Below are 584 nucleotides of genomic sequence, written 5' to 3' on the forward strand. Positions count from 1 at the left end.
TTGAGATTTTTCCTGTTTCAATGTACTCCATTTTGCCGAAGCTACTTTGGTTTATATAGCACTCCACAGGCTTAAATTCCCATTTAGCCAACGGTACATATATAAGTATCTATTTAACGTTAGATAATCTTATATTCTTTTGCATCTCTGAGATTATATGAAGCATTTGCATCTCTATCAAAACGATAACCACACTTGCAATTATATACTCTATCTGAAAGCTTTAAGTCCTTTTTTATGCTTCCACATTTATTACAAAGTTTAGATGATGGATACCATCTACTCACTTGTCTTATTTCAATATTATTTTGATGTGATTTTGAAATAAGTTTATTTCTTAAGTCATACAATTTTTGTTGTTGTATAGCTTTAGATAAATGCTTATTCTTAATCATATTAGAAATAGCTAAATCTTCTATAGTTATAAAAACTGGCTTGATTTTCACTAGTTCTGAAACTATTTTATTATTATAATCATTTCTAATATTATATAATCTTTGATGGATTTTCTGTACCTTAACTACTTGCTTTTGGATATTTTGTCTAGTAGCTCCCTCCTTATTATTTTTATTTCTTATTTTTAA

The 584-nt window shown here is 27.2% G+C and carries 1 protein-coding gene; it reads right to left on the reverse strand.

From position 1 onward, the window contains the following. Window positions 1-119: 119 nt before the first annotated feature. Window positions 120-584 (reverse strand): RNA-guided endonuclease InsQ/TnpB family protein (locus ACYUE0_RS17770; RefSeq protein WP_460271944.1); only part of this gene is annotated, 465 nt, incomplete at its 5' end.

It is taken from the genome of Clostridium sp. CTA-19 (assembly GCF_054767855.1).